Raw genomic sequence first — 25,376 nt, 5'->3', positions numbered from 1 at the left:
GCAGGCCTTGGCGCAAGAAATGCCAGCGCCAGCGCGCGATGCTCTGGCAATCTTACCACTCGCCTAGACCTTCCGCGTCACGCGATCATGGTCGCATCCTGCAATGGATCAGATTCTCGCTCGCCCGAGAATCTCTGATGCACGCCTGCTTCGCGAAAAATGCCTACTCCCGCACGGGCAGGAACTGCAGCGCATGAAGATCCAAACCGGCGGGGTCGAGCATGTTCAATCGGAATTCCAGCGCGTCAGCCCGCTCACTGAGTTGAAAAGGCAAAGACATCAATATGCCGTAACCTTCCTGCTCCAGTCTATTTTCTCCTTCGGCGAGGACATTCCGCCCGTGGTCGCAAACGACATCGCCCTGAATATGCAAACGCCCGCCTCGCGGCAGTGACCTGACCCGACCGAATGCACGCGCCAAATATGTCCCCGGCGCCAAAGCAATATAGGGACCAAAACACAAAGTGCCGACCTGCCCATCGACAGAGAGGCCGCAGTCTGTTTTCCTGGCTATTTGCGATCGAATGACTTCATGCTTTGCGGGAATATAGATTCCGGGCGCTGACAGTGCCGGATACCCGACACCCGACAGCACCTTTTCCACTTCATCCTCGATATATGCGCATCGGGATTCAAAATCTCCGATATGCGATCGCAGGATTTGCTTTATGAATGGGCCATTGTTGACATGACTTTGATCCGGAAGCTGGAACATGAAATGAGGTTCCAGGTGACGCTCCTCGACATAATCCTTGAGCATCAGGTGAAGCATCAACTGATCTTCCGGGATATCCTCACCCCATATCAAAGATCGACTGAACTCTTCTTTTCCGATACGTTCAAGAGATAGAAAATAGTCCATAACCAGTTGACGGGCTATTGGATGAGCAAAATTCAGCGCAAATCCGCCGGAATTTATCGTATAGCTCACATCTGGAGAGTGATAACCCGCAAAAATCCCGGCAAAATGCGCTTTGTCTGCAAGGAAATTACGCAGATCAAAGCCAAGATCGGCTATATAGGCATCGGCATCAAGGTAGAAAACCCATCCATCATAGCCTCTGGAAAGAATTTCCTTGAGCTGCGCGATCCTGTTATAGGCCGCATGCCACGGCATATCACCAAATTTAATGCCAGTGTAACTTTCATATTCGAAATTGTTACTGCGGCAATACGCTATTACAGTCTTCGAGGTCGCATCCATCATTCTCTTGTAAAAGAGATGATCTGAAGTCTGCACGAATTTTACTTTTGTCATATCGGCCCCACTAACATGCCTGCACGCGCATGGCAAAATGGCTCCCGCCGCGGCTTTGGCGATGCCTGGAGCTGCAATCGATCAACAATGAGCGATGAGAATATCCGAAGCGATGTCGGCGGTGATGGATGCCCCGCCCTCTACCAGCCAACAATCCCCCTCCTCCCATGGGAACTCGCCGAAATGGCCTTTCCCGCGCAACGCCATCACCCAATATTGCGGGCCGTCAAGGTCGAGCGTGTCGCGCGCTGCCATATGGCGCAAATGAACCTTGAACGGCCCTTCATCGAGCAAGGCAGCCGTCTCGCCGATCGGATGGCGCACGGGTTCGCGCAAATAAGGGGCCGCCTTGCTGACGGCCACCCCATCGTCCAGATGCAATTCCCGTGGACGTCCATAATCGTAGAGGCGATAGGTGATATCGACGTTTTGCTGCACCTCGACCAGCGAAATTCCGGCCCCGATGGCGTGTACGGTCCCGGCAGGAATGAAGTAGAAGTCGCCCGGCGCCACCGGCTTCCAATCCATCATCTGCTCCAGCTCGCCGTTCAGCGCGCTGTGGCGCAGCGCCTCGGCATCCATCGGGACGATCGTGCCGATACCCAAGGTCGCGCCTGGCTCGACGTCCAATATGTACCAGCATTCTTCCTTGCCGCCCGCGACGCCATGGCTACGCCCATATGCGTCGTCCGGATGAACCTGGATAGACAATTTCTCGCGCGTATATATGGTTTTGATGAGCAACGGCAAAGGCGCTGCGGCTGCCCCCTCGTACCAAATCTCACCGATGTGCCTGCCGTCGAGCGAAGCTGGCAAATTCGCGATATCCGACCTTCCCCAGATCTTTTCGACATAATGCGCCTTCAACTTCGTAGCGGTCATGCGAATAGGGATCCAACAAATATCTATGGCCTGCGAGCTATAGGCAGGCTTTGACGCCCGGACAATATGCATTCGATCTACTGCTGCGCGATCACGTCGATATGAAGGCGATAGGAAAGATTTTCTGCCGCGTACAAGTGTCGGCCTTTCCTCTCCGGTTGCGCCGCGCCGATCTCCATGACATCAGGTTAGCGCGTGAATGAGGCAGGGAGGCAGAGTTGAAGCAGAACGATCGCGGTGACGCGATTCCCAAAGCGATGAAGCGAGACATCCCCGGTACGCCGGAAAGGGTGGGCCGCAAACGCCCCGAAGCGGATGCAGCGACCTCACGGTCGAAAGCACCGCCAACGACATCATCGGAACAATCGCCACGGCCACAGGCCGACGCGGCGCAGGACGAGCAGGTGGCGCCATCCGCCGGTGCGCGATGGTGGATGGAGCGCGCGAAAGCCATGGAAGGCAAGATAGCGGAGCTTGAAACCAAATTATCCGCAGCCGACGAACAGGTCATGCGATTGTCCGCCAGCGCAGCCGCTGCGGAAAGCAACTTGTTGTCGCGCGCTGAATCCGATCGCATGGCCGCGCGTACCGCCGAAGCGCGCGCCCAGTCCGAGATCATCAAAGTGATGACGCGGTTGCAAGACGCCAATCAGGAAGCGAAGCGCTATGCGCACGAAGCCGAATGGCTGCGTACCGTCTATGTCCTCATGCACGACCGGCCGCGCTGGTGGTTTTTGATGTCGGACGCCTGGCGCTCGATAAAAATTCGACGGCGCCTCCGCCGTCGTGGCCTGTTCGATGCCGATGCTTATCTCACTTTATATCCCGACGTCGCCGGCGCCGGCATCGACCCGCTGATCCACTATATATCGCACGGCTTGGCGGAAGGACGCAGTAACGGGATAGATTGAAACCTGACTGTCGCCACTGTTGGCCTGGCGGCGGCAGTCATGTCACGGGATAACGGGAATGGGTGCGAGCCCCGACAAGCCTGTCCTGTGGCCTTGAATAGCTGCGCCCCCTTTTTGGCGCCCGCCTGATCGTGGGGCGCTGCATGAAAGGCGGAACGGCGAGAAACAGCAAGTGAGCCACACGCCAATCGACGGGAATGAGGCGTGGCAATGCAGGCGATGCATACGCCTCGTTCGAATGCTGAGTTAACATTGCGGAAGCAGCAGAAAATGCATATTTGGATAGACGGTCAGTGCCTTCAAACGGCCAGCAATGTTCGCGGCATCGGACGCTATGTCAGTGAACTGCTGCGTGCGCTGCACCTGCGGACCGACGTTCAGCTTACTGTGTCGTTCAATGCGAATTTGAAGCATCAGGCTGTCGCGGCCCGAACCTATCTGGCCGACACGCTGCCGAACATTCGCATAGAAACATGGTATGGGACGGCCTCAGCGGGCGAGATTGCGCATGGCTACACGCCACAGCGCATCGCCGATGACCGCATCTTGGCGGCGCATATCAACGCCATTGCGCCGGATGTGGCGCTATGCCCCAGTTCCTTCGAGGGTTTTGAGGACAACAGCTCCCCCCTCGTCACCCTTGACGATGTCGAATGTCCCACCGCCTGTATATTTCATGATGCGATCCCGCATCGTTTCCCGGAACGCTATTTCCATCACCCCAATATCGCACCGGCCTATTATCGCCGATTTTATTCTCTGCCGAAATATGACTTCGTCTTGTGCAATTCCGATTTTACGCAGGACGAATATCGGGAACTGTTCGACAAGGATAATTGCGTTACGATCGGTGCCGGTCTGCCCGCAGATTTCGAGGACCTGCTCGCGGCCGACCTGACGAACGTCAAGCTGCCAAAGGCGCTGACGGCCTATGTTCTCTACGTCGGCGGTTTGGACTGGCGCAAGAATGTCGGCATGCTCGTCAAAGCGCTGGCCCGTATCCCGGCTGTTCAAAGCGGCATGATGCAATTCGTGCTCGCGGGCGATCACAGCGAACCGGAACTTGCGCCACTCCGCAACCTGTGGGCGGCCAATGGCCTGCCTGATGACGGCCTGGTCGTCACCGGATGGGTATCCGATGCCCAACTCGTCAAACTGTATCGAAACGCCAGCATAGCCGTTCAGCCCTCGCTGATGGAGGGCTTCGGCTTGGCCGCGCTGGAAGCCATGGCCTCCGGCTGCCCCTTCATTGCTGCGCGCGGCGGTGCGGTCGGCGAAGTGGTTGCCAGGGAAGATCTGCTGTTCGATGGCCAGACGCCGGACGAACTCGCCAAGCTGCTGAGCCACATCCTGAAGGATACGTCCTTTCGGCAGGACGCCGTCGCCTTCGGCAAGCAACGCGCGAAGGAGTTCAGCTGGGAAAAATCCGCGGAGATCACGGTATCGGCGTTGCGCGCCATGCTGGAAGAAAAGCTGGTATCAGCGCCTTCCCGCGCGCCGGCAATAGAGGCTCGCCCCGCGAACGCGGCGCCACCTCGACTGATCATGGACGTGACCTCGACGGCGCAAAGCACTTTGCTTTCCGGTATTCAGCGCGTCATCCATCGTCTCACGACGGCGTTGGTCAACAGCGATACGCCTCCAGTATCGGAGACTGTTCTCAGCTATGCCGATGATTCATCGGGATGGTATCGCATGAAGAACCTCAGCAATGCAGCGATCACACGAAACCCGCTCGATAGCCTGCCATACTCGGCCGACGACAGCTATTTCCTGATCGACAGTTCCTGGGGATATCCGGAAATTCAGGGGTCGCGCCTGCTGAATGCCATGGCGATGGGCCAAACCGTAGTCCACGGCATTCACGATATCGGGCCGCTGACCAAACCGGGCATGACGATCGAAAGTATGCCGGCTGTCTTCAGACGATGGTTCGAATTCATATTGGGCCACTCCACCGGAATTATCTGCGTTTCGCGGGCCGTCGCGGACGAGGTTTACGCCTTGCTGGAAGCGATCGAGCTGCCGCGACCGATGAACGTGGGATATATCCGTCTGGGCGCCGATTTCAGTGCCGCGCCCGCGGATCCGGAATGGCTGGACTTTCTGGGCGACCGACCGACTTTCATGATGGTCGGGACGATCGAACCGCGCAAGGGGCACAGTATCGTCCTCGACGCATTTGAACGACTGTGGTCCCGCGGCGTCGATGTCAACCTGCTGCTGATCGGCAAGCCGGGCTGGAACACCCGGATTCTGTACGAGCGCATCAAGGTCCATCCGGAGGCGGAACGCCGCCTTTTCCTGCGAGAAGAGGTCCGCGACGGGCAGTTGCGCGCTGCCTATAGCGCTGTCAACGCCTTGATCATGGCATCCTATCTGGAAGGATTTGGCTTGCCCGTGGTCGAAGCAGGGCATTTCGGTTGCCCGGTGATCCTCAGCGACATCCCGGTCTTTCGAGAGGTGGGGCAAGGGGCGCCGGTCGCCCAATATTTCGAGATGGGCAATGCAGGCGCCCTGGCGCAGGTCGTCGAGGAGATGGCAGGACAGGACCGCCTGGCCTATCCCCAGGACGGAACAGCTTGGCCCACTTGGGAAGGAACTGCGCAGGAGGTGCGGGACATCATATTGGGCGACAACTGGTATCGCCGTTATCGCCCACGCAATCTCTCGCCCAATGCGGTGCCGGCGCTGATCGGCAACATCCGCATGCGTCAGCCGCTGGATCTGCCTGACCGCAAGCACAGCTTCCGGTATGTAGAAGGACCGATGGTGTCCGACGATGGCCGCCGGCTGCAGTTCATCATTGCCTTGCGTAACGAGAGTTCGAAATTGTGGTCGAGCAATGGCCTGCCGGGCAAGGGCATGGAGATCAATATCGGCTCCCACATCGTTGCCGAAGATGGAGCGATGCTGGACTATGAAAATCCGCGCACGCCCATACCATTCGTGCTGCCGCCGGGCGATGAACTCTATCTCCCCATTTACGTCAATGCGGACTGGCTCGCGCGGGGGGCACGCTACGTCGATGTGGAGGTCGTGCAGGAAGCGGTGGATTGGTTCGGCACCACATTCCGCCTCGATCTGACGCAGCCGCCCGTCAGCCCCGGCAAAGACCGGGACGGTTCGGTTGCGGACTTAAGGCCGATGCTGTTGCGCGAACCTTTTTCGGTTCCCGGCCAATCGGGCAAATTTCTCCTGCTGGGCTTGATGAACGCAACCCATCACGGCATCGACATGTCGGATCATGCATCCGGCGACGTCCTTCGTATCGCCATGCTGGACGACTCATCACGCTCGATCGGCGATTGCAAAATCGTCTCGAGCTTTTCCCGACTGGACCCTGCGGGCTATGGGCTCCTTACCGTGCAATGTCCGGCACGCGCTTTCGTCCAGGCGGATAGTTTGGCGATCCTGCTGGGCAACCAGGATCAGGTCGAATGGAGACTTAAGCTGGTGTCCGGGAAGATCAGCCGCATATCGCAGGCAGAGCCCATTCCCGCCGATCAGCCAGCCTGACCGGCGGGCCGGACGGCGCAGGCTTTGCAACGCGCCTAGCCGGTCTTCCGGGGGCGTCCCTTGCCAATAAGGCGTCGGCGGAGTCGACGCCAAAGCGGCTTTTTCTGCAATATCGGCTCCGGCGGCATCAATTCCGGCACGACCTTGCCCAGCACCATGTTGGGCATCATGTCGCCAGTGGCGATGTTCAGGATATGCCGCGTATCGATACGACCCGGCGCGGGTTCGGAATAGGCAGGCGTATAATAGGTGCAGCCTTCAAAATAATAATGCGTGACCTGGGACCAGCGTGTTCTCCGCAAATCCGTGCGGGTGCTGCCCCCGTGTAGCAGATTGGCAAGCCAGATCAGCGCCTGCCCCTTGCGCGCATGAAAAGTTTCCCCCTCGATGCCCGCTTGCTCGATCAAGGATCGCCAGATCGGTTCATATGGCGCCTGCGGCGCATTGCGCGGCTCGTTCTCCCTCGAAATTTGCAGCATTTCATTGGAGACGATCGGCCATTTATGGCTACCGGGATAATAGATCAGAGGACCGGATTCCGGCCCGATATCTTCCATCGCAAGCCAAACGCCGCACATGAACCGTTCCGGCAGGCTGGAAAAATGAATGGAATCGCTATGCATATGCTGCTGCGTTCCGACCGGGAAATTCAGCGTTTGGAAGGGGAAGGCCGGCCGGCCATAAAGCTTGCTGAGCAGATCGATCATCTGCGTGTTGCAGGCGATCGCCCGGACATCTTCATCCTGTTGCCATGCGTCTTGGATACGCAAATCTCCCTCCGGCATAACGGCATCAGGATCGTCCATGTTGATGGCGAACATGGGAGCCAGCCGATTCTTTATCCGGTCGATGCGTTCTGCAATCGTCGGATCAGGGAAATCGATCACCGCGTAGCCGCGCCGATAAAGATCTTCCGCGACGGTCCGTTCCGACTCGCTCAGATCCATGTCGGCAACGAAGCTTGGAAACAGCGGCGATTCGATCAACGGCAGGCCCGGCAACATTTGCTTTTTTGACAACATCATCCGGCTTTCCGAAAATGGCGGTTATTCTGCGACGTCCAAAGATACCGATCGCCGGCGCAGGCCTGTCGGCGGCGTGACAGGACAAGCGACATGCCCACCCTATCAGGAACGGCGCGCGACACGCCAGGGTTCCGGGGATGCGCTATGCTGGACATGACGCAATATCTCTTCCAGCGGCGGGTCGCGATAGCCGTCAAAGGGATATCCGCCGGTTGCAAAATGCGGGTTGTAACCGGGATCGCGCAGGCAGGCGTCGCCCCAACCCATGTACAGCGTATGGAGTTCGCTCTGATCCCACTCGAGCATTTGCGAGGTCAAGTTCGCGCCGCGCGAAACCGACTCATAATGAGTCAAGATCAGTCTGGGATCATAGAGGATGACCCGTCCCAATTCGCGAAGCCGCAGGCACATGTCGATATCATTATAGGCTATGGCGAAATCCAGCTCATTGAAGCCGCCCACCTGCACGAACAGCTGACGAGGCATGGCGAGAAAGGCGCCGGTCACCGCAGAAGTTGTGCGCAACCGAAGCCAACGCCCATGTGGCCCGCACTCATCGGCATTCTGCCACCGCGCTTCATGCTGCGGCCCGTCTCCATCCAGGCCCAGGATGATACCGGCATGCTGAACGCCACCGGAAGGGTAAAGCAAGCGCGCACCCACGGCGCCCACCTTATCGTCATTTTCCCAGGTTGCGATCAGAAGCGAGTCCCAATGGGATGATAACATTTCGGTATCATCATTGAGGAACAACAATATCTCCGCATTTGTCTCCTGCGCCGCGACATTATTGGCCCGCGACCAATTGAACGGCTCATCGAAATTCAGGATGCGCGTCAACGGCCGCTTCGCCAACTGCCCAAGCAGCGCATGGGTTTCGGCATGAGCCGACCGATTGGAGACGATCAAAATCTCGATTTGCTGGGGATTATCCGCCTTGGCCAGCAAACTGGCTACGCAACGTTCCAACAAGGCCGGATTGTCGCGCGTGGGAATGACGACGGCGATCGATCGGGCAGCGGCGCCCAATCCTTCCGGCATGGCGGAAGCGACGAAAGACGCCGAGCCGCCCATATTGGAGGCGAGGATACGCGGAATATGGGCCACTGTGCCGCGTGCCGCGGCAGATCGCAGCACCGTCCTGCGATCGCCGCCGCCCGGCACGTCGCCAAACGTCAGGAAGGCGGCGGGGCACACCAACGCATCGTCGAACCAATAAGGATCATAGACCGGCTGCAGCACCGGAGCGCTATAGGATGCGCCATATTTCCAGTCCTGCGCCATATGGTCATGGTCGCAATAGGCGAGGGAACAGCCCGTCTCTCCGGCAGTCCAGCCGAACCAGGCCAATGCGTGCGGGTTTAGCACCGTTCCCGCTTGAAGATGGAGGATATATCCGCTTTCGTCGGCCCATGCTGCATCGATGAAATGGATGCGCGGCTCGACATGCGCCATGCTGCCGATCGGGGATTCCCGCAGATCGGACGAAGACAGGACTTCCGCTCGCCAATTCGACCGACTTTGCACGATCAGGCTGCGCAATGTCGCACGAAGCCGCGCAGGGGCCGCTCCGCGCGCATCGATCCTTATGTTCAGGCAATCAAGGCCGGCTCCCTCGCCGGGAGGCGGGCCGATAATAGACTGCTTGCGAAAGGCATCATAGTCGAGCGCGGGAAAGATTCCGGCCTGTTCGACCTCGTCCCGCCAGATATTGGCTTGGTCCAGGCTCAGGCGCAGACCAGCCAGCGCATCGGCGATGGCGGCACGACCATGGGCGGCTTCCGGCACGGCTCCGCGCGCGCCATAGCGAAGAAGCTCCTCGCGAGCCGATCTCGATAGAGGGTCGATCCGCAACGCCTGGACGAAAGCATCGATGGCCGCCGATCGCTGTCCTTGCGCCTTGAATGCAATACCAAGGCCCGTCCAGGCGGCCGCGGTGCCCGGCTTCAACGCCAGAACGCGACGATAGGCATCCCCCGCCTCGACAGACTGGCCAGAGCGTCGCAGCGCATGGGCATATTGGAGCCATATGCGGCTGCTACGCCGCACGGTGCGGACCACCCGCCCCCAAGCGTCGGCGGCCAGCAGCCAATCGCGCACATCCTGTGTTTTCTTTGCCCTGCGGGACGCAAGGCGCGCGCTCGCGATGCCTAGAAGATTCTTCATCGGACAGCCGGCTCCGATACGATCAATGCGTATGGGTCACTTTGTGATAATATTCATAACCCGCTTCTACCTCGTCGAACAATTCCAAGCGACCGCCGGAAATGACGCCCATCTTGTTGCAATGGTCGCGTATGAAGGAATTATCGTGAGATACGACCAGGAACGCGCGGTCAGCGCGTTTCTCGAACAGCTCGACATGGCATTTCTCATGAAAGCGCTGATCGCCGACGGCCGTGATCTCATCGATCAGGAAACAGTCGAATTCAATCACCATGGAGACGGCAAAGGCCAGGCGCGCCCGCATACCCGAAGAATATGTCTTGACCGGCTCCCGCAGATACCGTCCCAGCTCGGAGAAATCATCCACATAGTCGATTTTGTCACGATAATCGACGCCGTACACGCGACAGATAAACCGCAGATTATCCAGCCCCGTCAGCGAACTCTGAAACGCGCCGCCGAACGCCAATGGCCAGGATATGCTCATATCCCATTGGATTTTGCCCGATGTCGGCTGCTCGACGCCGCCCAACAAACGCACCAGTGTGGACTTGCCGGCGCCGTTGCGGCCCAGAATGCCGACTTTCTCGCCTTTCTCGACACGCAGATTTATTTTGTCGAGCACCGTCACTAGCCCGGTGGAGGTGCGATAGCTTTTCGTTACGTCCCGCAACTCAATCACTGAGCACACCCCTCCGTGCGATTACTCTGATCTGCAAAAGGCCGAAGGCCGTCAAAATCAAATTGACCAGCAGGACGTAGCCAAGATTGTGAATGGCCACGATCTTGGACCCGAAATAGCCTTCTCTGATATATTCGGTGCAATGGACCATGGGGATCCAGCCCACGACTTTTTGGAAAGCCGGCGGCGCCGCACTCATCAAAAAGCCAGCCCCGGATAATGGAAACATCAGGTAAGAGGCCGGATGCCAGAGCTTGTCGACCAGTTCGGAATGCTCCGCAAGCGTCCCCAACGTAATCGCGAGCGCCGCACCGAACCAGGCGAGCAATGTCCATCCGATGATGATTTTGAAGACATCTTCAGGTAAATCGATCAAGCCGACATAATTGAACGCAAGAGTCAGCACCAGGAAGGACCCGGTTGCGCCCATCGCCTCCAGGATCAGCCGCGACATGAAGATATCGATGATCCGCACGTTGCGATGATACATCAGCGATGCATTGGGCTGAATGGCGCCGATGCATCGACCAGGCATGTTACGCCAGAGAAGAACACTGGAATAGCCGGTCAGCGCGAAAGCCGCGATCGGTAGCTGACTGGCATGTCCTCTACCTGTCGCAGACCATAGGGCGGTAACGCCCAGGGTGAACATCATGGGTTCCGCGAAGAGCCAGAAGAGGCCGATATTATGCCGGCCGTACCGGGTCAGAGCTTCGCGCATGAGAAGCGCGAAAATCACGCGCTTCTGCACCATCAGGGATTTAAAAAAACGCGTCAGCCCTCCAGCAAAATCCCAACCCATTATCATTGGCGATGCTCGAAAATGGCGGCCACGAGAAGCTGGAAGATGCCGTATATCACAAGGCCCAGCAGCAAGACCGAAACCACACCCTTAAGCCTCTTGGGGTAAAGGGCGGCATCCGGCTTGTTCGGCGCCACGATACGCTCGACATAGATTTGCTGGCGACGCGCCTCATTCTTGGCATCCTCCAGCGAGGCCATCGCGCTCGCCAATTGCTTGGCCGCAAATTCGCTATCCATCTGGACACGCTCATAGCCCGCGACGCTGCCTGCGAGCGACTGGGCGCCTCCCGCAACCTTTTGCATCTCCGTGCTCATTTGCCGACGAATGCTCGCGACGCGCTCCTGCAAGACGGAAACCTGGGGATTTTCGGGGGTAAACTGCCTCAATTGATCAAGTTGCGTCTGATTGGCGATCAGTTCGTCCTGCAACTTCGTCACGAGCTGAATTTGAACGGCCGCCTGCTTTTCAGGGTCCACCACGCCGCGCTTGTTGCGATAGGTAGACAGCGCCATGGCTGCCGTCGCAGCCCGCGCCCTCGCCTCATCGACCTCCTTTTCCGCGTAGCGAACAAGGTCGGTCCGGCTACGCTGGTTCAGTCGATTGACGAGACTTTCGCCCAGATTGAGCAGACGCCGGTTGATCTCGAAGGCATCGTCCGGCGTATAGGCCTGCACCTTCAGATGCGCGACGAATGTCCCGCCGTCATAAGTGGAATCCACCCGCTTGCTGAAATATTTGTACAGCGCTTCTTCACTGTCACTTCCCAGCTTACCAAAACGGTCGAATATCGAGATGGAAGAACGCGTAAAGGCGTTCGTCACCAGCCCATCCTTATTGACGTCCCGCAAGGCGTCGCGCGATTTCAGATATTCCTCGACCGCATGAACTTCATCAGTCGAGCCACCCGCCCCTTCACCGGCAAAAAAGGAAGCAAATCCGGTGACCGACTTCTCGCGCTGAGAACTTTTTACAACAAAATAGGAATCGGATGTATAAACATCGGATGCAAGCAATCCATAATATATAATAGCTATGGATGTTGGAATAACAACAATTGCCCAGAAGCTTGGCTTCAACTTGGAGAGATAATCGCGAAATCGGCTCAAGCGAACCCCGTCATTTGGATAGACAACGTCGTGCATCACAGGCATCTCGATCCCGATTTAAAGTTCATTGCGCGGTTACTCCAAATACGATATGCCCGCTAGGGCCACGCAATGGCAGAAAAGCTTCTTAAAGTCCAAGAAAATTCTGCTGCCGGCCCCTCGCCGGGCCGCCTCGCCTGGCCGCATTCCCGGTTCCATCGCACGTCGACGCCGACCGTCTCAAACCATATATCGATCGTCAGGCGGCAAGGCTGGCGCGCGCCACAAGGGGGCGCCACCAAGGCTCATGGGCCAGATACCAGTCCAGCGTCTCGGCAAAGCCTCGCGGAAAATCGCGGGCGGGCACGTAACCGAGTTCGCTGCGTATCTTGCGCTCGTCGATCGCATAGCGCCGATCATGCCCCTTGCGATCCTCGACATAGGTCTTGAGTTCCATCGTGGACCGCCCCTGAGCCGCCGGTGCATCGGGGTATCGGCTGCCAAGGGTCGGGTCGGCCGCAAACGCCGCATCGACCCCATGGCAAATGGCTTCGACCACCTGTTCATTGCGCAGTTCCTGACCGCCGCCGATATTATAGGTTTCGCCCACCCTGCCGTGCTGCAGGACAAGGCCGATGCCGACGCAATGATCCTCCACATGCAACCAGTCGCGCACATTCATGCCATCGCCATAGACGGGCATTTTTCGTCCAGCCAAAGCATTGAGCGTAAACAGCGGGATCAGCTTTTCCGGAAACTGATACGGCCCGTAATTATTCGAGCAATTGCTGGTCGTCACTTCCAGCCCGTAGGTGTGGTGATAGGCACGCACCAAATGATCGGAGCCGGCCTTCGACGCGGAATAGGGGGAATTGGGCGCATAAGGCGTCTGCTCGTGGAATGCCGCGTCGTCAGGGCCCAGGGAACCATAGACCTCGTCGGTCGAAACATGATGGAAGCGGTGCGGACGGCCCGTGCCCTGGTCCAGCCAGGCATTTTTTGCCGCCTTGAGCAGGCTGTGCGTGCCAACGACATTGGTCGTGACAAACGCATCGGGGCCGGTGATCGACCGGTCGACATGGCTTTCGGCCGCAAAATGCACGATCGTGTCGATGCCGTAATCGGCGATCAACTTGTCCACCAGCGCGATATCGCAAATGTCGCCATGTATCAGATCGACACCGTCCAATCCCGCCAGATTGGCCGCGTTTCCCGCATAAGTCAGGGCGTCGAGCACGACGATTTCATCGCTCTGCTGCGTGCGACGCCAAAAATGGACGAAATTCGCGCCAATGAAACCGGCGCCGCCAGTCACCATCACCTTAGCCATGCGTGCCTATCTCCGTCATCATCCGGCGCAGGTTGGCGCGCCAGTGGGAGGATGGTTCCCCCAGCGCCGCCCATGTCGAACCCTTGTCCAGCACCGAATAAGCCGGTCGGCGGGCGGGCGTCGGGAAACTGGCGGTATCGATCGGGATGACGGGCACCCCGCGCGCCAATATCCCCACGGCCAGCGCCTCGTCCCGGATCGCCACCGCGAAGTCATACCAACTCGCTGTACCGGCATCGGTATAATGATGCACACCCGTCACGCCCAGCGCCGACAGGCGCCATAACGCCGCGGCCAGATCTGGCGCATAGGTTGGCGACCCCACCTGATCCGCCACAACCCGCACTTCGGGCCGTTCGGCCATCAGCCGCACCATCGTGCGCACGAAATTTGCACCGTCAGGGCCATAAAGCCATGCGGTGCGCACGACCAGAGCGGCGTCGCCCGCCAGCAATTCCCCCGCCCGCTTGGTGCGCCCATAGGCGCACAGCGGATTGGTCGGATCATCCGGCGCATAGGGCGTGGCCGACGCGCCGTCGAATACGAAATCGGTCGAAACATGGATCAAGGTTGCGCCCGCATCAGCGGCCGCCTCGGCGATATGGCCGACGGCGGTGGCGTTGACCGCATGGGCGATCGCTTCCTCCTGTTCGGCACGATCGACGGCGGTGTAGGCCGCTGCGTTGAACACCAAGTCCGGCGCCAGGTTGCGAATGAAGCGCCCAACGGCTGCCCTATCCCTTATGTCGAGGTCATTCGATCCGAGAGCGGTCACCATCACATCGTCAGGTGCGGCGGCGGCGAGGCAACGGCCAAGCTGGCCATGGGCGCCCAGGATGAGCGCTTTCTTGTCCCCCATCTCAGTCGCACGCCTGGATGTGCGCCAGGGGCAGGCCGTCGCGATCCTTGGCCGATAGCTGGATATCCATCCCAGCCACAGGCCAGGGGATATTCAGCGCCGGATCGTTCCACAGCAACGAATGCTCCTGCGCGGGCTGATAGAAAGCCGTGCATTTATACAGGAAGTCCGTCCCGTCTTCGAGGCACAGGAAGCCGTGGGCGAAGCCCGGTGGAATCCAGAACATCCGCTTGTTCGCCGCCGACAGTTCAACCCCGAACCAGCGCCCGAATGTCGCCGAAGATCGCCGCAGGTCTACCGCGACATCCCAGACGCTGCCGCTGGTGACCCGCACCAGCTTGCCCTGCGGATTGGGATGCTGGAAATGCAGTCCGCGCAGCACGCCCCGATCCGAACGGCTGTGATTGTCCTGGACGAATATCAGGTCCAGGCCGGCGTCCCGGAAAGTCTGGCTGTTCCAGCTTTCCATGAAGAAGCCGCGATCGTCCTGGAACAGGCGCGGCTCCAGGATCGCCAGACCCGCAATGCCGGTGGGAATGACCTTCATGAATGCGCCGCCCTGCCTTCGAGAAGGCCGGAAAGATAATCGCCATAGCCACTCTTGCGCAACGGCGCCGCCAACTCCTCCAACTGCGCATCGTTGATGAAGCCCTGACGCCAGGCGATTTCCTCCGGGCAACAGATTTTCAGTCCCTGGCGCTGCTCGGTGATCCGAACATACATCGCCGCGTCAAGCAACGACCCATGCGTGCCCGTATCGAGCCACGCATAGCCGCGACCCATGATCTCGACCGATAGGTTGCCCTGTTCGAGATAGAGGCGATTGAGATCGGTTATTTCCAGTTCGCCACGCGGCGAGGGCACCAGACTGCGCGCCAGTTCGACCGCGTGCCCATCATAGAAATACAGTCCGGTGACGGCATAGTTGGACTTGGGCTGCGCAGGCTTTTCCTCGATCGTTTCCGCCCGTCCGTCGGCATTGAAGGACACGACGCCATAAGCCGCGGGGTCCTTCACATAATAGCCGAACACCGTCGCCCCGGTTTCGCGCGCCGCGGCGGTGCGGACCATGTCGGCCAAGCCATGGCCATAGAAGATATTGTCGCCCAGAATCAGCGCGGAAGGACAGCTTCCTACAAAATCCGCGCCGATATGATAGGCTTGGGCAAGTCCTGCCGGCTCGGGCTGGACCGCATATTGCAGGTGGATGCCAAGCCCTGACCCGTCGCCCAGCGCAGCCTCGAATGCCGCCCGGTCATGGGGCGTCGTGATGATCAGGATATCCCGCATACCCGCGAGCATGAGCGTCGATAGCGGATAATAGATCATGGGCTTGTCATAGACAGGCATCAATTGCTTCGACACGCCCTTGGTCAATGGGTAGAGCCGCGTCCCGGAACCGCCAGCGAGAATGATACCCTTGCGCATCTATGGTCCTTGCTGTTCAAAGCCGCATTCGATCGAACATCAGAAAACGGAATATAATATTGCCGCATGATCGGTCCCGTTGCGGTCGGATCGCGACTTGCGAAATCATCTTGAGCCTGGAATGCGATATTTAGTCGAATCCAGATCGCGCGCGCCAGTTTTTCAGCATCGATTTTGGCGGAAAAACCGGCTCTCCCTTTTCCCCCGAGACGCCTTTCGTCTTTCAGCCGCTGCAAAACTGCGCCTTGCCAGCCTCACCTGTCACATCGTTCGCTCTCAAATCGTCCGGTAAATGGTTCAAGTTGACGGACGGGAATTGGCAAGGGATTTACGGCCGATGGCGGGATGAGCGACGATCGTAGCGCCTGTCGCAGGTGTCCGTTTCCCAGCCAGACGGCGCACCGCATTATCGACCAGCAACGTCAGCCCTTCTTCGCTCAGAAGACCACCATGGATAAGGCAACGATCCATCAGCACACGGCGGAATGCGGAATAGAGATCGTGATCCATCTTTCCGGGCGTGGCCCAGAAGGCGTCGAGCGGACCGGTGTTGACGATTCCAGGCACCTTGTAGACCGCATGGCCGAGCACCGTGACAGGCTTGCCTTCGTTCAACGCCAATGTACCGACCGTGCTGTTGACGGTTACGACACCCTCCGCGTTGCGAACGAGTTCTGCGATGTCGCCTTCCTCCAGGTAGAAGACCCGGTCGCCTATGCCATATTTCGCCGCGAGCCTGCGCGTCAGCCGTGACCAGGACACCAGGCCCGGATCGAGCGGATGCCGCTTCACCACCAGCGCGACGTCATCGGGCGCATGGCGAGCAAAGCTCTTGAGGACGAAACGCAGCGCGGCGCGCATGTCGCCAAATGGCGAATGAATCCGAATCTGATAGTCCGAATTGAGCTGCAACGGCAGCGCGAAATAGGGACGGCCTCTGACCTTCTCCCATTCCTTCAGCGACTTGGCCGCGTCATGCTTGCCCACCAGCAGTTTATAGGTCCATGCCACTGATTCCATGATGAAACTATGTGGCCGATGCGTGCGGTAATAGGGGAAAAGCGGCCGCATCAATGCGGACGCCATGCCGTTGCGCATGGTGTTGCGCGCACGCGCGTGAAAGGTCGATGGCACGGGCGGAAAAGTCACCTCCGCCCGATCCAGCTTCCGGGCTTCGTCCAAATACCATTGCGGATCGAGCGGCAGGGTCGAATTGCCGTTCACGCCATCATCCTGCAACGTCAGGAAGTCGGGACGGATATACCCTTCTTCGACGACATGTACCCGCACGGACCGCAATCTGGCCATGCCGTGCGCGGAGGCATGATAGGGTCGGCAGTCGCCGTAGAGGATAAGGTCGGTCACGCCATGGTTGACGATGAAATCGTCGAAAAACAGAGGCCAGTTGCGAAACGTGCCACGATAATCGCTGGCGTCACCCGGCCAGTCGACTTTGTCGCCACCATTTATATTGATCCGCAGCGCGCTATGTCCCCGCGCGCGCAAGGCATCGGCCAGCATTGCAAAATAAGGGCCATGCGGGCCCTGCAGGAAGAGAAATGTCCGGATCGAGGCGTCAGTCATGAAGAAACTCTGCGCACAAAGTCATAAATCTTCGTAGCTTTCCCTGTGCCGTTCGTGCCCTGATAAGCCAGGTGACGTTCGGTGTCGATGCACTTGCCATGCGATCCACCATCAATTCCGGCCCGCAAGGCAAACGCGTCACCGGATCAATATATCGAGGATAGAGAATGAGTGTTCCGGCGACAAGCTGATCCACGGTAAGGCGGCGCCCCCGGCGGCCGGTGGGTTCGGCCAGATCGCGGGTCAGGCCCCAGCCGGCGTAGAAGGGCATGCCGTGGACGGTCACGGACTGTCCGCGCACCAGCGCCTCGAACCCGGTCAGCGACGACAGGACATGCACGTCATCGACCGCCTGCACCATTTCCATTAAGGGCGCCCCGCTATCGATCGCATCGGCATGGCTCAGGATAGCGGCATCGCTCAAATGGCCGCGGCGATGCCCGGCCTGGACGTCGGGATGGGGGCGGTAGATGATCCATGCGTCCGGCTCGCTGCGACGCACGCGGGACAGGAAGTCCAGATTGCCTTCCACCCCTGCCCCACCCAGCCGGACGGACATGTCGTCGTCGACCTGACCGATCGCCAGCACGGTGCGGCGACCGGCCGGCAAATCCAACATCCGGCCACCCTCGATCCCATATTTGGTGACGCCCGCATCGCTGATGGCGGTCCGCAAACGCTTCGCCCGCTCGATCAACGTCGGCGGGAAGGGATGGGTGGCCAGCAGGTGCTCCAGCTCGCTGGGAACGAGCGCATTATAATAGATGCCGGCATGATCGACCACCACCGAACTGGGCGGATGCAGCCCGGCCCCCAGCCCATTGGACCGCAGAAACCCGTCCTCCACCCGGCAGATCGGAACCTGCATCCGCTCGGCATCCCTCACCGTCGAGGCAGGCACCCTTGAAGGCCAGATGGCCAGCGCACGCCCCGATTGCTGCGCGCGGCGCAGGCCTTTCCCCGGTGCAAGGAAAGGCGGCGCGCGCAACCCGTCCCACAGAAACTGACGCATCATGTCCCGCTTCCAGAAGGCCATGCCGCTGGCGGCGGCGATACCGCGATTGCTGTCGAGATGGCGGCGCCATTCGCCCAGCCGCTCGATGACCTGCTCGACCGGCACGTCCCGGTCCGTGAAACAGTCGCGATAGCGCGCCATGCCGATGCGCGCACGCGCGACATCCCGCAACCGGTCGGCCGGCACCTCTTCCCCCTGCGCATCGAACACCGCAACGCCCAGCAGGCCGGCAACGACCGCCAGTTCGTCCTCGGCATCGGCATGGACCGCATCGGCGGCGGCGATCAGATGCCAGGGATCGACAGGGTCGCGCAATATGCGCCCCTGCACCGATGACGGCATATCGCCGACGATGCCGATGTGGTCCGGATCGATCCCGCTGACCCGGTCGGCCTGCACGGCGACACCGGCGCGCACGACGATGGCGACACCCTGCGGCCGGTCGCCCCAGAAGGCGCCGCCCACCCGTGCATCCGCGATGGCATGAAGCACGCTGTCCTGAACCGGCGCGCCTTGCGCGGCGACGCTCACGGCCGCCACCGATGTCGCCACGCCGGGAAAGGGCGGCGATCGCAGGAACAAGGGATGGGTCACCGGTCTATGCATGGGCAGGCTTGCCACGCCAGCGCCAGAGATCATGTCCTGGCTCGATCAACTTGCCCCCATCCAGCGCAAACGGCCGGTCTTTCAATCGGTTCTACACTTCCATGCGGGCTGCGTCGGCGAGCGTCAAGAAACTTGCGCAGTGACTTCTTCCAGCAAATCCGTTACGATGTCGAAATAGCCCTGCCAGGTCGGTCCACGCCAGGCGGCGATCCGGGCGATTTGCGCATCGCGTTCCGGCGAGTTCGGCTGGCTGTAAGCCTCGATCAACCTCAGCCACCCCAGGCCATCGATCGGGTCGAGATAGTCGGGCGCGTCGCCGCCGACCTCCCGATGCGCGGAAATGTCGCTACAGATCACGGGGACGCCGGCCGACAACGCCTCGACGACCGGCATTCCGAAGCCTTCGATGAAGGACGGCATGATCATGGCCCTTGCTCCGGCGATCAGTTCCTCCATTTCCCGGTCGGACAATTCTCCCGCCTCGACCACATGATCGCGCACCGCCTCGCCGCGTTCGAGCATATCGATGACATTCTCGATCTCCCAGCCGCGGCGCCCGACCATGACCAGAACCGGGGCATCCTTGCCAAGCCGCTCCACCAGCCGCCGCCAGACATTGAGCAGCAGCATATGGTTTTTCCGCGGCTCGATCGTCGCGATATAGACGAAAAAGGGCCGCTCCGGCCCCGCATAGCCTTTCAGCGCGAACACATCCTGCGGATCGGCGCCGAAATGCGCCACCCGGACGGCGCGGCCTTCCAGCCCATATTGCATGTGCGGCGCCAGCGCATCGATCGTCGCCTGGCTGTTGCCGATGATCCCCGCAGCATGGGCGTCGATCGTGCGGACGCGGCGGCGATGTTCTTCCGCGCCCTGCGGCCTCGCATATTCCGGATGGGACAGCGGGATGACGTCATGCACCAGCGTGACGAACTTCGCCCCTTCGGCGCGCAGGATCGCGCCGACCTGCTCCTCATCGTCCAGATGATGCGGCGACACCTGCAGATAGACGCGCGGCCGGCTGGCGCGGGGTACCGGCCGGGGGCGCAGCGCGAACAGATGCGCGATGATGGTCGCGCGGTTCTTCCGCTGATCGGGCGATTCCACATTGCGCCATTTGGCGATCGTGAAGGCCAGGAACTGGCGCACGGCCGACGTATCGAGCCGACCATAATAGCCGCCGGCCGGATGCACCGCGGCAAAGGCCAGCCGATCGGGCATTCGCGCCAGCAACTCGCGCGCATAGACATATTCGACACGGTCTATGCCCGTCGGCGTGGGATGGAAACAGCGCGACAGCAAACGCGACAGGTCCAGGATGATTTCGGCGTCGCCCTCCATGCTGGTGGAAGGCTTGGCGGGCCGCTTGGTCCGCAATGCGAGACGGGCGCCGGGCGCCTTGAACGGTTTGAGAACCAAGGAGTCGGTCCGCTGTCAGAACTGCGCGCGGATCTGTTCGGCGAGCGCGGCCAGTTGCGCCGCGTCGGCGAAATCGCCCTGCGCATGGGCGCTGAATCCCAGCGGTCCGCCTTCCCAGCGCGGCACGACATGGACATGGAGGTGAAACACCGTCTGCCCCGCCGGCGCGCCGTTGAACTGGGCGATGTGGATGCCGTCGGGGGCAAGCGCCCGGCGCGTGGCGTTGGCGACCTTCTTCACGCTCGCCATCACCTGCGCCAGCGCCTCATCCTCTATCTCCAGGATGTTGCGCGCCCTGGACCATTTGGAAATGACCAGGCTGTGCCCCTTCGACTGCGGCTGGATGTCGAGGAAGGCGAGCGTGTGCGCATCCTCGTATAATTTGGTCGACGGAATCTTGCCCGCAAGGATCAGGGCGAAGGGATTATTGTCGTCATACACGCCGTCAAGGCTCATCCTGGCCGTCCTCAGCTCACATAATGAGCGCTGGTCTTAGCCGCGATATCCTCCGCCGTCACGCCCGGCGCCAATTCGACCAGCTTGAACGGGCTGTCATGGTCGGGGCGCTGGAAAACGCACAGGTCCGTCACGATCATGTCGACCACATTCTTGCCGGTCAGCGGCAGGGTGCAGGCCGGAATGAACTTGGGATCGCCATTCTTGCTCGTATGCTCCATGACGACGATGATCTTCTTGACGCCCGCGACCAGATCCATCGCGCCGCCCATGCCCTTGATCATCTTGCCGGGGATCATCCAGTTGGCGATGTCGCCATTTTCGGCAATCTCCATCGCCCCCAGCACGGTCAGGTCGATATGCCCGCCACGAATCATGGCGAAGCTGTCGGCCGAACTGAAATAGGCGGTCTGCGGCAATTCGCTGATCGTCTGCTTGCCCGCATTGATAAGGTCGGCGTCCTCTTCGCCCTCATAGGGAAAGGGGCCGATGCCCAACATGCCGTTTTCCGACTGGAGCGTCACCTCCACGCCATCGGGAATATGATTCGCCACCAGCGTCGGAATGCCGATGCCCAGATTCACGTAGAAACCGTCCTGCAATTCCTTCGCCGCGCGCGCGGCCATTTCGTCACGAGTCCAGGGCATGATTATTTCTCCCCTATGGCGGGCGGCGCCCACCTTTTGTCCATCGGAAATATGTCGTCGAACCCGCCTTTGAGGCCGCTGCCATAGACGGGATTGGGCATTACGAACCAGCCATTGCCCCACAGACCCGCGACCAGCGGTTGCAGCGTCGTGGCGCGGCGCGCGGATACGGGTTGCGCGGCGTTGAACAGATCGGAAAAGTCGCCCAACTGGTCGCCGCCCATGGCGATGACGCAATAGCGCGCCGCGATCGTTGCGCGCCGGCCATCCTTGCGCGATCCCATCGCATCGTCGCCGCTTAGATAGAGCGTCTGGCCATGCACCGCATCGCCCAGGCCCGCGGCCTTGATCGCGCGGACGGTCGCATCGGCATTGGCGGCCGACCGGTTGGTGTTGAAGATGACGGCCACGCCCAGACCGCGCAGCGCGGCCAGCCCATGGTCGGCGCCCGGCACCGGCCCGACCGCACCCGCGCCCGTCTTCTCCCATGCGTCCCAGGCGGCAGCGTCGAAGCCCCGGCCGGTCTTCGCGTCATGATATTCATAACCGGTGTTGAGCATCACCGTTTCGTCCACGTCGAATACCGCGGCGAACGGCTTGTCGCCACAGGGTACGAAGCGCGGCGCGGCGAGGCGCGCGCCCTCCGCCAGCACGACGCTGTCGGCCGGGCGCGCCTTCACCCTGGCCGATACATAGGCCAGCAGCGCGTTCCAGGCCTGCACCGAAAGCGCCGCGCCCTCGCCCGACCCGTAGAGATATTGCATCCCCGCCGGCGGATTGGCGACAGGCGCGGCGACAGGCGCAGGCGCCACGGTCGCGCAGGCGGCCAGCGGCGCCAGCAGCAGCGCCGGCGCCATGCGCATCGTCGCCGACATCAGGCCGCTTCCCGCGTCCGCACCGTCCGGAATTCGATCTTCTTGTCATAGGGCGCACCCACGATCATGCGCTTCACATAGATGCCGGGCAGATGGATCGCGTCGGGATCGAGGCTGCCGGTCGGCACCACTTCCTCGACTTCGGCGATGCAAATCTTCGCCGCGGTCGCCATCGGCTGGTTGAAGTTGCGCGCGGTCTTGCGGAAGATCAGGTTGCCGCTCTCGTCGGCCTTCCAGCCCTTGATGACCGCGACGTCGGCGAAGATGCCGCGCTCCAGGATATAATCCTGGCCGTCGAAGCTCTTCACTTCCTTGCCCTCGGCCACCTGCGTGCCGACGCCGGTCTTGGTGTAGAAGCCCGGAATGCCCGCCCCGCCCGCACGGCAGCGTTCGGCCAGCGTGCCCTGTGGGCAGAATTCGACTTCCAGTTCGCCAGCCAGATATTGCCGTTCGAACTCCTTGTTCTCGCCGACATAGGAGGAGATCATCTTCTTGACCTGGCGCGTGCGCAGCAGCTTGCCCAGTCCCTCGCCGTCGATCCCGGCATTGTTGGAGGCGATGGTCAGATCCTTGACCCCCGAATCGCGGATCGCGTCGATCAGCCGTTCAGGAATACCGCACAGGCCAAAGCCGCCCGCGCACAGATGCATCCCGTCGAACAGCAATCCTTCCAGCGCCGCAGCGGCATCGGGGTAAAGCTTCCTGGCCATCGGCATCCTTCCTGTTTTGAAAGTTCACACCGTTCTTAGGCAGCGCGACCAATCAATACCAATGATTTGTTTTTTCAGTTAAGCATAAGCAATGTCTATCAATCGCATCGCCTTCTACCATCTTGAAACCTTGCTCTGGATCGCCCGGCTGGGCACCTTCGCAGCGGCGGCGGCGCGGCTCAACACGACCCAGCCCGCCATTTCGGCGCGCGTGCGCGAACTGGAAAGTCATCTGGGCACCGCCCTGTTCCGGCGGGAGGGGCGAGCCATGGCGCTGACCCCGGCCGGGCGCGAGCTGGTGCGCGAAAGCGAACCGCTCTGGGCGCGCTTCCAGGGGGTGCTGATGGGGTGTAGCGACATATCGGGCGCGACCGGGATCATCCGAATCGGCGCGGGCGAGATTGCGGCGGCCAGTTGCCTGCCCGGCTTCGTCGCGCAACTGGGCCATGACCTGCCCCACGTGTCGCTGGAGGTGGACATTGCGCTGACGGTCGACCTGATCCAGCAACTCGCCTCCGGCCGCACCGACATCGCCTTTGCCGCCGGCCGGATCGCCCATCCGATGCTGCGCACCGCGCCGATCGGCAGCGTCGACCTGCTCTGGCTGGCCAGTCCGTCGACGGTGCGCACCATGGACGCGGCCAGGACGCCGATCTGGTCGCTCACCAACCTGTCGCCGCTCTATCGCATCATGAAGGAGGCGATCGCCGCGTCGGACCTGGCCGATTGCCCGCTCAATCTGTGCAACAATGTCCGCACGATGATCGACATCGTGCTGGAAGGCGGCGGGATCGGCATCTTTCCCCATCCGATGGTGCGCCAACCCATCGCAAGCGGGCGGCTGGTGCCGGTGCCCGATGCGCCCGCCATGCCCCCGGTCGAATTTCAGGTCGCGATGCGCGCAGCGGAGTCCGATCCGCTGGTGCTGGCGATTTTCGACCGGGCGAGCCGGCTGGACCTGCGCGCGAATTCCGGGCCTTAGAGCGGTCCTGCAAAAGCGCCGCGTGTTCCCGCGGAGGCGGGAACCCAGGCCAGACGGCAGAACTGGATTCCCGCCTTCGCGGGGACACACGGAATAAACGCTAGATCAGCCCTGCCAGCGGGCTGGACGGATCGGCATACATCCGCCTGCCCATGCGCCCGGCGCGATAGGCCATGCGCCCGGCCTCGACCCCCGCCTTCATCGCGGCGGCCATCAGCACCGGGTCTTTGGCCTCGGCAATGGCGGTGTTCATCAATACGCCGGTACAGCCCAGTTCCATCGCCTGCGCCGCTTCCGACGCGGTGCCAACGCCCGCATCGACCAGCACCGGCAGCTTGGTCCCTTCCACGATCAGGCGGATCGTCACCCGGTTCTGGATGCCCAGCCCCGACCCGATCGGCGCGCCCAGCGGCATGATCGCCACCGCGCCGACATCTTCCAGCCGCTTGGCGGCGATCGGATCGTCGACGCAATAGACCATCGGCTTGAAGCCTTCCTTCGCCAGCACTTCGGTGGCGCGAAGAGTCTCCACCATGTCGGGATAAAGCGTCCGCGCCTCGCCCAGCACCTCCAGCTTCACCAGATCCCATCCGCCCGCCTCGCGCGCTAGGCGCAGCGTGCGAATCGCTTCCTCGCCAGTGAAGCAGCCCGCCGTATTGGGCAGATAGGTGATGACCTTGGGGTCGATATAGTCGGTCAGCATCGGCGCCTTGGGATCGCTGACATTGACGCGACGCACCGCCACGGTGACGATCTCCGCGCCTGACGCCGCCAGCGCGGCTGCATTTTGTTCGAAGCTCTTATATTTGCCGGTCCCCACGATCAGGCGCGAGCGGAAGGTCTTGCCCGCCACTGTCCAGCTATCGTCGGCGGCGGATACCGCCCCGCCGTTACCGGCGACCGGATGATCGCCGCCGCCCACGAAATGGACGATCTCCAGTTCGTCGCCATCCTCGACCATGACCTGCGCCAGGGTCGATCGCGGCACGACCTCCAGATTGCGCTCCACTGCGACCTTTTCGGGCACGAAGCCCAGTTCGCTCGCCAGTTGCGCGAGCGTCAGGCCGTCGCGGATGCGGCGATGTTCGCCATTGATGTGGATGGAGATGGTGCCGTCTGTGCTCACTATAGC

At 60.7% G+C, this 25,376-nt stretch carries 22 protein-coding genes; 3 read left to right on the top strand and 19 right to left on the bottom strand.

What is annotated here, in order from left to right; genetic code table 11:
* Positions 1-163 precede the first annotated feature (163 nt).
* Positions 164-1,258, bottom strand: coding sequence for a hypothetical protein (locus tag ABT375_RS16640; protein WP_416463380.1), 1,095 nt, complete (start codon positions 1,256-1,258; stop codon positions 164-166).
* 81 nt (positions 1,259-1,339) lie between these two features.
* Positions 1,340-2,212, bottom strand: coding sequence for a class I mannose-6-phosphate isomerase (locus ABT375_RS16635; RefSeq protein WP_416463379.1), 873 nt, complete (start codon positions 2,210-2,212; stop codon positions 1,340-1,342).
* A 146-nt stretch (positions 2,213-2,358) separates the two neighbouring features.
* Here ABT375_RS16635 and ABT375_RS16630 point away from each other — a divergent pair, with 146 nt between their 5' ends.
* Together ABT375_RS16630 and ABT375_RS16625 are read left to right on the top strand one after the other, a co-directional pair.
* Complete coding sequence (locus tag ABT375_RS16630) at positions 2,359-3,051, top strand: hypothetical protein (RefSeq protein WP_416463378.1); 693 nt, start codon at positions 2,359-2,361, stop codon at positions 3,049-3,051.
* 210 nt (positions 3,052-3,261) lie between these two features.
* The gene (locus tag ABT375_RS16625; RefSeq protein WP_416463377.1) at positions 3,262-6,570 is read left to right on the top strand and encodes a glycosyltransferase family 4 protein; all 3,309 of its coding nucleotides are present in this window, start codon (positions 3,262-3,264) and stop codon (positions 6,568-6,570) included.
* Positions 6,571-6,605: 35 nt separating this feature from the next.
* Here the strand turns inward: ABT375_RS16625 and ABT375_RS16620 are convergent, their stop codons facing one another.
* From ABT375_RS16620 to ABT375_RS16545, 16 genes are all read right to left on the bottom strand, one after another.
* Entirely contained in the window at positions 6,606-7,595 is a 990-nt protein-coding gene (locus ABT375_RS16620) for a phytanoyl-CoA dioxygenase family protein (protein WP_224549732.1), read from the bottom strand.
* 102 nt (positions 7,596-7,697) lie between these two features.
* Positions 7,698-9,695, bottom strand: a complete 1,998-nt coding sequence (locus ABT375_RS16615) for a glycosyltransferase (RefSeq protein WP_224549730.1) — start codon at positions 9,693-9,695, stop codon at positions 7,698-7,700.
* An 88-nt stretch (positions 9,696-9,783) separates the two neighbouring features.
* Positions 9,784-10,443 (bottom strand): ABC transporter ATP-binding protein, encoded by a 660-nt coding sequence (locus ABT375_RS16610; protein ID WP_224549728.1) that lies wholly within the window; start codon positions 10,441-10,443, stop codon positions 9,784-9,786.
* Positions 10,436-11,245 carry an ABC transporter permease gene (locus ABT375_RS16605; protein ID WP_224549726.1) on the bottom strand — a complete coding sequence of 270 codons (810 nt, stop codon included), beginning with the start codon at positions 11,243-11,245 and terminating at the stop codon, positions 10,436-10,438. Before ABT375_RS16605 ends, ABT375_RS16610 begins: the two co-directional genes overlap by 8 nt.
* Positions 11,246-11,247: 2 nt before the next feature.
* Entirely contained in the window at positions 11,248-12,390 is a 1,143-nt protein-coding gene (locus tag ABT375_RS16600; RefSeq protein ID WP_416463376.1) for a hypothetical protein, read from the bottom strand.
* Positions 12,391-12,592: 202 nt separating this feature from the next.
* Positions 12,593-13,663: a dTDP-glucose 4,6-dehydratase gene (rfbB, locus tag ABT375_RS16595; protein ID WP_416463375.1), complete on the bottom strand. Its 1,071-nt coding sequence runs from the start codon at positions 13,661-13,663 to the stop codon at positions 12,593-12,595.
* Positions 13,656-14,522 carry a dTDP-4-dehydrorhamnose reductase gene (rfbD, locus tag ABT375_RS16590; RefSeq protein ID WP_416463374.1) on the bottom strand — a complete coding sequence of 289 codons (867 nt, stop codon included), beginning with the start codon at positions 14,520-14,522 and terminating at the stop codon, positions 13,656-13,658. The genes rfbB and rfbD overlap by 8 nt, the downstream gene beginning before the upstream one ends.
* Position 14,523: 1 nt before the next feature.
* Positions 14,524-15,069 (bottom strand): dTDP-4-dehydrorhamnose 3,5-epimerase, encoded by a 546-nt coding sequence (gene rfbC, locus ABT375_RS16585; RefSeq protein ID WP_416463373.1) that lies wholly within the window; start codon positions 15,067-15,069, stop codon positions 14,524-14,526.
* On the bottom strand, positions 15,066-15,950 hold the full coding sequence (gene rfbA / locus ABT375_RS16580; RefSeq protein ID WP_224549717.1) for a glucose-1-phosphate thymidylyltransferase RfbA: 885 nt from the start codon (positions 15,948-15,950) through the stop codon (positions 15,066-15,068). Before rfbA ends, rfbC begins: the two co-directional genes overlap by 4 nt.
* A 297-nt stretch (positions 15,951-16,247) precedes the next feature.
* Positions 16,248-17,534, bottom strand: a complete 1,287-nt coding sequence (locus ABT375_RS16575) for a capsule biosynthesis protein (RefSeq protein ID WP_224549716.1) — start codon at positions 17,532-17,534, stop codon at positions 16,248-16,250.
* On the bottom strand, positions 17,527-19,155 hold the full coding sequence (locus ABT375_RS16570) for a beta-3-deoxy-D-manno-oct-2-ulosonic acid transferase (RefSeq protein WP_416463372.1): 1,629 nt from the start codon (positions 19,153-19,155) through the stop codon (positions 17,527-17,529). Before ABT375_RS16570 ends, ABT375_RS16575 begins: the two co-directional genes overlap by 8 nt.
* A 123-nt stretch (positions 19,156-19,278) precedes the next feature.
* On the bottom strand, positions 19,279-20,574 hold the full coding sequence (locus ABT375_RS16565) for a glycosyltransferase family 4 protein (protein ID WP_224549714.1): 1,296 nt from the start codon (positions 20,572-20,574) through the stop codon (positions 19,279-19,281).
* Positions 20,575-20,589: 15 nt separating this feature from the next.
* Positions 20,590-21,030: an HIT family protein gene (locus ABT375_RS16560; RefSeq protein WP_416463371.1), complete on the bottom strand. Its 441-nt coding sequence runs from the start codon at positions 21,028-21,030 to the stop codon at positions 20,590-20,592.
* An 11-nt stretch (positions 21,031-21,041) separates the two neighbouring features.
* Positions 21,042-21,677 (bottom strand): CoA transferase subunit B, encoded by a 636-nt coding sequence (locus ABT375_RS16555; protein ID WP_224549712.1) that lies wholly within the window; start codon positions 21,675-21,677, stop codon positions 21,042-21,044.
* A gap of 2 nt (positions 21,678-21,679) precedes the next feature.
* The gene (locus ABT375_RS16550) at positions 21,680-22,552 is read right to left on the bottom strand and encodes an HAD family acid phosphatase (protein WP_416463370.1); all 873 of its coding nucleotides are present in this window, start codon (positions 22,550-22,552) and stop codon (positions 21,680-21,682) included.
* Complete coding sequence (locus ABT375_RS16545; RefSeq protein ID WP_224549710.1) at positions 22,552-23,262, bottom strand: CoA transferase subunit A; 711 nt, start codon at positions 23,260-23,262, stop codon at positions 22,552-22,554. The genes ABT375_RS16550 and ABT375_RS16545 overlap by 1 nt, the downstream gene beginning before the upstream one ends.
* 91 nt (positions 23,263-23,353) lie before the next feature.
* On the opposite strand from ABT375_RS16545, the gene ABT375_RS16540 reads away from it, so the two are divergent.
* Positions 23,354-24,244: a LysR family transcriptional regulator gene (locus ABT375_RS16540; protein ID WP_416463369.1), complete on the top strand. Its 891-nt coding sequence runs from the start codon at positions 23,354-23,356 to the stop codon at positions 24,242-24,244.
* A gap of 100 nt (positions 24,245-24,344) precedes the next feature.
* Here the strand turns inward: ABT375_RS16540 and thiS are convergent, their stop codons facing one another.
* On the bottom strand, positions 24,345-25,370 hold the full coding sequence (thiS, locus tag ABT375_RS16535) for a sulfur carrier protein ThiS (RefSeq protein ID WP_416463368.1): 1,026 nt from the start codon (positions 25,368-25,370) through the stop codon (positions 24,345-24,347).
* Positions 25,371-25,376: the final 6 nt, after the last annotated feature.

It is taken from the genome of Sphingomonas sp. VDB2 (assembly GCF_047946695.1).
GTDB lineage: Bacteria > Pseudomonadota > Alphaproteobacteria > Sphingomonadales > Sphingomonadaceae > Sphingobium > Sphingobium bisphenolicum.
This window is presented reverse-complemented; position numbering and strand designations above follow the sequence as displayed.